Source organism: Pseudomonas sp. NPDC088322, from assembly GCF_044740745.1.
Taxonomy (GTDB): domain Bacteria; phylum Pseudomonadota; class Gammaproteobacteria; order Pseudomonadales; family Pseudomonadaceae; genus Aquipseudomonas; species Aquipseudomonas shirazensis.
On record NZ_JBIURK010000010.1, the window covers coordinates 125,903 to 132,483 of the forward strand.

Sequence of the window (6,581 nt, forward strand, 5' to 3'; positions counted from 1 at the left end):
AACAATGGCTAAGGTATTCGCAATTGCGAACCAGAAGGGTGGTGTGGGTAAAACCACCACCTGCATCAATCTCGCCGCATCGCTGGCTGCGACCAAGCGTCGTGTGCTGCTGATCGACCTCGATCCGCAGGGCAACGCGACCATGGGCAGCGGGGTCGACAAGCATGAGCTCGAGCATTCGGTCTATGACCTGCTGATTGGCGAATGCGACCTGGCCCAGGCGATGCACTACTCCGAGCACGGTGGCTATCAGCTGCTGCCGGCCAACCGCGACCTGACCGCCGCGGAAGTCGTCCTGCTGGAAATGCAGGTCAAGGAGAGCCGCCTGCTCAATGCGCTGGCGCCGATCCGCGACAACTACGATTTCATCCTGATCGACTGCCCGCCGTCGTTGTCGATGCTGACGCTCAATGCGCTGGTAGCCTCCGATGGCGTGATCATCCCGATGCAGTGCGAGTACTACGCATTGGAAGGTCTCAGCGACCTTGTGGATAACATCAAGCGCATCGCCGCCAAGCTGAACCCGCAGCTGAGGATCGAGGGTCTGCTACGGACGATGTTCGATCCGCGCCTGAGCCTGAACAATGACGTCTCGGCGCAGCTCAAGCAGCACTTCGGCGACCAGCTCTACGACACCGTGATCCCGCGCAACATTCGCCTGGCCGAAGCGCCAAGCTTCGGCATGCCGGCGCTGGCCTACGACAAGCAATCGCGTGGCGCGCAGGCTTATCTGGCCCTGGCCGGCGAGCTGGTCCGCCGCCAACGTCGGCCATCACGCACTGCACAAACAACTTAAGGAATCCGCATGGCCGTTAAGAAACGAGGTCTCGGACGTGGGTTGGATGCACTGCTCAGTGGTCCTTCCGTCAGCTCGCTCGAGGAGCAGGCTGTCAAGATCGACCAGAAAGAACTGCAACACCTGCCGGTCGAGCTGATCCAGCGTGGCAAGTACCAGCCACGCCGTGACATGGACCCGGAGGCGCTGGAAGAGCTGGCCGCCTCGATCCGTATCCAGGGCGTGATGCAGCCGATCGTGGTCCGTCCGATCGCTGATGACCGCTTCGAGATCATCGCCGGTGAACGCCGCTGGCGGGCGACTCAGCTGGCTGGCCTTGACACCATCCCGGCGATGGTCCGCGATGTGCCCGATGAAACCGCCATTGCCATGGCACTGATCGAGAACATCCAGCGTGAAGACCTCAACCCGCTGGAAGAGGCGATCGCCCTGCAACGGCTGCAGCAGGAGTTTGAACTGACTCAGCAGCAGGTTGCCGATGCGGTCGGCAAGTCGCGGGTGACCGTGGCCAACCTGCTGCGCCTGATCTCGTTGCCGGAGGCGATCAAGACCATGCTCGCTCATGGTGATCTGGAGATGGGCCATGCGCGTGCTTTGCTCGGTCTTGAAGAGAATCGGCAGGAAGAGGGGGCGCGTCATGTTGTCGCACGTGGCCTGACCGTGCGCCAAACCGAGGCACTGGTACGCCAGTGGTTGAGCGGTAAACCTGATCCGGTAGAACCGAACAAACCTGATCCGGACATCGCTCGCCTTGAACAGCGTCTGGCAGAGCGGCTGGGCTCCGCAGTGCAGATTCGCCATGGCAACAAGGGCAAAGGCCAGCTGGTAATCCGTTATAACTCGCTAGATGAGTTGCAGGGTGTGCTTGCTCACATCCGCTGAAACAATTCCTGTTGTAGCGCGTAGTCGGAAATCACTACCCAAGAGTTGAATAGGGGTTAAACCACCCCTATACTCTGCGCGCATTTTGTCGGCACAAATTATGCCAAGTCGATGCTGACTTGAGGGTCGACATTCGAGGAGTAGTGGTGATGGAAACCCGCACGCCAAACCGCTTGCCTTTCCATCGCTGGGCGGTTTTTCCAGTGCTGCTGACGCAATGTGTCGTTGTCCTGCTGGCAACTTTGGTGTTGTGGCAGTGGAAGGGTGCAGTCAGTGGATATTCAGGCCTCTGTGGAGGACTGATTGCCTGGTTGCCCAATGTATATTTTGCCTGGAAGGCTTTTCGCTTTAGCGGAGCCCGGGCAGCGCAGGCCATCGTCAAGTCGTTCTACGCAGGCGAGGCAGGCAAATTGATTTTGACGGCAGTGCTGTTTGCACTGACCTTCGCAGGAGTGAAGCCATTGGCGCCGTTAGCAGTCTTCGGCGTCTTCATGCTGACCCAACTGGTCAGCTGGTTCGCGCCCCTGCTAATGAATAAAAGACTTTCGAGACCTAAGGGCGTTTGAGGCAACCATGGCAGCAGAAACCGCTTCGGGCTATATCCAGCACCACTTGCAGAACCTGACCTACGGTCAACTACCAGACGGCAGCTGGGGCTTGGCCCATTCGGCTGCTGAAGCCAAGGCTATGGGTTTCTGGGCATTCCACCTGGACACCCTGGGCTGGTCGGTTGCACTGGGTCTGATCTTCCTGTTCATCTTCCGCATGGCAGCCAAGAAGGCCACTTCCGGCCAACCTGGCGGTCTGCAGAACTTCGTCGAAGTGATGGTCGATTTCGTTCACGGCAGCGTGAAGGACTCGTTCCACGGTCGTAGCCCGGTGATTGCACCGCTGGCGCTGACTATCTTCGTCTGGGTGTTCCTGATGAACGCCATCGACCTGGTACCGGTTGACTGGATCCCGCAACTGGCGATCCTGATCTCGGGCGACCCGCACATCCCGTTCCGCGCTGTGTCGACTACCGACCCTAACGCTACTCTGGGCATGGCCCTGAGCGTGTTCGCGCTGATCATCTTCTACAGCATCAAGGTCAAGGGCATCGGCGGCTTCATCGGCGAACTGACCCTGCATCCGTTCGGCAGCAAGAACGTCTTCGTTCAGGCGCTGCTGATCCCGGTCAACTTCCTGCTGGAATTCGTTACCCTGATCGCCAAGCCGATCTCGCTGGCCCTGCGACTGTTCGGCAACATGTATGCCGGCGAGCTGGTGTTCATCCTGATCGCGGTGATGTTCGGCAGCGGCCTGCTCTGGCTCAGCGGCCTGGGCGTGGTGCTGCAATGGGCGTGGGCTGTGTTCCACATCCTGATCATCACACTGCAAGCATTCATCTTCATGATGCTGACCATCGTCTACCTGTCGATGGCGCACGAAGATAACCATTAAGACCGCCTGGCGTGTCTGATAGCCTTCCCCGCCTGGCTGGGGGGAGGGCTGAAAAAGTCCGCAAGGGCAGCTGTACCAAACGATTCGTTTTACCGCTTCAAACTAAAAAACCTAACCAATACGACGTAAAAGTCGGGAGGAAAGATGGAAACTGTAGTTGGTCTTACCGCTATTGCTGTTGCTCTGCTGATCGGTCTGGGCGCACTGGGCACCGCCATTGGTTTCGGCCTGCTGGGCGGCAAGTTCCTCGAAGGTGCTGCTCGTCAGCCTGAGATGGTTCCAATGCTGCAGGTCAAAATGTTCATCGTTGCCGGTCTGCTCGACGCCGTAACCATGATCGGTGTTGGTATTGCTCTGTTCTTCACCTTCGCAAACCCGTTCGTTGGTCAACTCGCTGGCTAATCATCTCGTCCTACGAGTTGATGGCTGGTGATGAACAAAGACCGAGCGAGGTGTTGGCGTGAACATTAATGCAACCCTGATTGGCCAATCCGTTGCCTTCTTGATTTTTGTTGTTTTCTGCATGAAGTACGTTTGGCCTCCGGTCATCGCTGCTCTGCAAGAACGTCAAAAGAAGATTGCCGATGGTTTGGACGCTGCCAACCGCGCAGCTCGCGACCTGGAGCTGGCCCAAGAGAAAGCGGGTCAGCAACTGCGTGAAGCTAAAGCACAGGCAGCTGAAATCATTGAGCAGGCCAAGAAACGCGCTGCTCAGCTTGTCGAGGAAGCCCGTGACCAGGCCCGCGTCGAAGCTGACCGTGTGAAGGCTCAGGCTCAGGCCGAGATCGAACAGGAACTGAACAGCGTCAAAGACGCCCTGCGTGCCCAAGTGGGTGCCCTGGCTGTTGGCGGTGCTGAGAAGATCCTTGGGGCCACAATCGATCAAAACGCGCATGCGGAGCTGGTTAACAAACTGGCCGCTGAAATTTAAGCGAGGGCGATCATGGCAGAACTGACCACGTTGGCCCGACCTTACGCTAAGGCTGCCTTTGAGCATGCCCAGGCCCATCAGCAACTGGCCAATTGGTCAGCCATGCTCGGCCTGGCTGCTGCTGTGTCGCAAGACGACACCATGCAGCGCCTGCTCAAGGCCCCGCGACTGACGAGCGCACAAAAGGCCGCCACGTTCATTGACGTGTGCGGTGACAAGTTTGATGCACAGGCACAGAATTTCATTCATGTTGCCGCGGAAAATGGCCGTCTCCTGCTCCTGCCGGAAATTGCCGACCTGTTCGAGCTGTACAAGGCCGAACTGGAAAAATCCGTGGACGTGGAAGTCACCAGTGCTTTTGCGTTGAACCAAGAACAGCAAGACAAACTCGCCAAGGTTCTCAGTGCACGGCTCGGCCAGGAAGTTCGCCTGCACGCGTCAGAGGATGCCAGCCTGATCGGCGGCGTCCTCATCCGCGCCGGCGACCTGGTAATCGATGGCTCTGTTCGCGGCAAAATCGCGAAACTGGCCGAAGCATTGAAATCTTGAGTTTGAAGGGGCAGCAGAGCAATGCAGCAACTCAATCCTTCCGAAATAAGTGAAATCATCAAGGGCCGCATCGATAACCTCGATGTAGCCTCTCAAGCCCGCAACGAAGGTACCGTCGTCAGCGTTTCTGACGGTATCGTGCGGATTCACGGTCTGGCCGACGTTATGTACGGCGAAATGATCGAGTTTCCGGGTGGCGTGTACGGCATGGCCCTGAACCTGGAGCAAGACTCCGTCGGTGCAGTGGTCCTGGGTGCCTATGACACCCTCGCCGAAGGCATGAGCGCCAAGTGCACCGGCCGCATCCTCGAAGTTCCGGTTGGTAAGGAACTGCTGGGTCGCGTTGTCGACGCACTGGGCAACCCAATTGATGGCAAGGGCCCGCTGGGCAACACCGAGACCGATGCGGTCGAGAAAGTTGCTCCAGGCGTAATCTGGCGTAAGTCGGTAGACCAGCCTGTACAGACTGGCTACAAATCCGTCGACGCCATGATCCCTGTCGGCCGTGGCCAGCGTGAGCTGATCATCGGTGACCGTCAGATCGGTAAAACTGCAATGGCCATCGACGCCATCATCAACCAGAAAGACTCCGGTATTTTCTGTGTTTATGTTGCTGTCGGCCAGAAGCGTTCGACCGTTGCCAACATCGTTCGCAAGCTGGAAGAAAACGGCGCCCTGGCCAACACCATCGTGGTGGTTGCCAGTGCTTCGGAATCCGCCGCACTGCAGTTCCTGGCACCTTATGCCGGCTGCACCATGGGCGAGTTCTTCCGTGACCGCGGCGAAGACGCACTGATCGTCTACGATGACCTGTCCAAGCAGGCTGTTGCCTACCGTCAGATCTCCCTGTTGCTGCGCCGTCCACCAGGTCGCGAAGCATACCCAGGCGACGTGTTCTATCTCCACTCCCGTCTGCTGGAGCGTGCATCGCGCGTTTCCGAAGAGTACGTAGAGAAGTTCACCAACGGCGCAGTGACCGGCAAAACCGGCTCCCTGACCGCGCTGCCGATCATCGAAACCCAGGCTGGCGACGTTTCCGCGTTCGTTCCGACCAACGTGATCTCGATTACCGATGGTCAGATCTTCCTGGAAACCAACCTGTTTAACTCCGGTATTCGTCCGGCGGTTAACCCGGGTATCTCCGTATCCCGTGTTGGTGGTGCTGCTCAGACCAAGATCATCAAGAAACTGTCCGGTGGTATCCGTACCGCGCTGGCACAGTATCGTGAACTGGCTGCGTTCTCTCAGTTCGCATCCGATCTGGACGAAGCAACCCGTAAACAGCTGAGCCACGGTCAGAAAGTGACCGAGCTGCTGAAGCAGAAACAGTACGCACCAATGTCTGTTGCTCAGCAGGGCCTGGTACTGTTCGCGGCTGAACGCGGTTACCTCGAAGATGTGGAACTGGCGAAAATCGGTAGCTTCGAAGCCGCTCTGCTGGCTTACGTCGACCGTGATCACGCTCCGCTGATGCAAGAGATCAACCAGACCGGTGGCTATAACGACGAAATCGAAGGCAAGCTGAAAGCTATCCTCGATTCCTTCAAAGCAACCCAATCCTGGTAATCGTCCGGCGGCTTGTCTCAGGGCAAGCCGCCTGGCATTGAGGAGAAGCTCATGGCCGGCGCAAAAGAGATACGTAGTAAGATCGCAAGCGTCCAGAACACGCAAAAGATCACTAAAGCGATGGAGATGGTCGCCGCTTCCAAAATGCGTAAATCGCAGGATCGCATGGCGGCCAGCCGTCCTTATGCAGAGACCATGCGCAAAGTGATTGGTCACCTTGCAAACGGTAATCTGGAATATAAGCACCCTTACCTGGAAGAACGCGACGTTAAGCGCGTGGGCTACCTGGTAGTGTCGACTGACCGTGGTCTGTGTGGCGGCTTGAACATTAACCTGTTCAAAAAACTGCTGGCGGATATGAAAGGCTGGTCCGATAAAGGCGTTCAGTGCGATCTGGCACTGATTGGCTCTAAA

General features: G+C 57.6%; 9 protein-coding genes. All 9 read left to right on the forward strand.

Annotated features, from left to right (window positions below):
• Nucleotides 1-4 precede the first annotated feature (4 nt).
• The gene (locus tag ACIOAU_RS23460; RefSeq protein WP_101322790.1) at nt 5-796 is read left to right on the forward strand and encodes a ParA family protein; all 792 of its coding nucleotides are present in this window, start codon (nt 5-7) and stop codon (nt 794-796) included.
• Between the two features lie 9 nt (nt 797-805).
• Nucleotides 806-1,678 carry a ParB/RepB/Spo0J family partition protein gene (locus ACIOAU_RS23465; protein ID WP_101322791.1) on the forward strand — a complete coding sequence of 291 codons (873 nt, stop codon included), beginning with the start codon at nt 806-808 and terminating at the stop codon, nt 1,676-1,678.
• Between the two features lie 149 nt (nt 1,679-1,827).
• Entirely contained in the window at nt 1,828-2,244 is a 417-nt protein-coding gene (locus ACIOAU_RS23470; protein WP_101322792.1) for a F0F1 ATP synthase subunit I, read from the forward strand.
• Between the two features lie 7 nt (nt 2,245-2,251).
• A complete protein-coding gene (atpB, locus tag ACIOAU_RS23475) occupies nt 2,252-3,121 on the forward strand; it encodes a F0F1 ATP synthase subunit A (protein WP_101322793.1) in 870 nt (289 codons plus the stop codon).
• A 144-nt stretch (nt 3,122-3,265) separates the two neighbouring features.
• Complete coding sequence (gene atpE, locus ACIOAU_RS23480) at nt 3,266-3,523, forward strand: F0F1 ATP synthase subunit C (protein ID WP_002555987.1); 258 nt, start codon at nt 3,266-3,268, stop codon at nt 3,521-3,523.
• Between the two features lie 58 nt (nt 3,524-3,581).
• Nucleotides 3,582-4,052: a F0F1 ATP synthase subunit B gene (locus tag ACIOAU_RS23485; protein ID WP_101322794.1), complete on the forward strand. Its 471-nt coding sequence runs from the start codon at nt 3,582-3,584 to the stop codon at nt 4,050-4,052.
• A gap of 12 nt (nt 4,053-4,064) precedes the next feature.
• Nucleotides 4,065-4,601 carry a F0F1 ATP synthase subunit delta gene (locus tag ACIOAU_RS23490; RefSeq protein WP_101322795.1) on the forward strand — a complete coding sequence of 179 codons (537 nt, stop codon included), beginning with the start codon at nt 4,065-4,067 and terminating at the stop codon, nt 4,599-4,601.
• Nucleotides 4,602-4,622: 21 nt separating this feature from the next.
• Nucleotides 4,623-6,167: a F0F1 ATP synthase subunit alpha gene (gene atpA / locus ACIOAU_RS23495; protein WP_401184849.1), complete on the forward strand. Its 1,545-nt coding sequence runs from the start codon at nt 4,623-4,625 to the stop codon at nt 6,165-6,167.
• 51 nt (nt 6,168-6,218) lie between these two features.
• Nucleotides 6,219-6,581: F0F1 ATP synthase subunit gamma (locus tag ACIOAU_RS23500; RefSeq protein WP_401184851.1), on the forward strand; the 363-nt coding region annotated here is incomplete at its 3' end.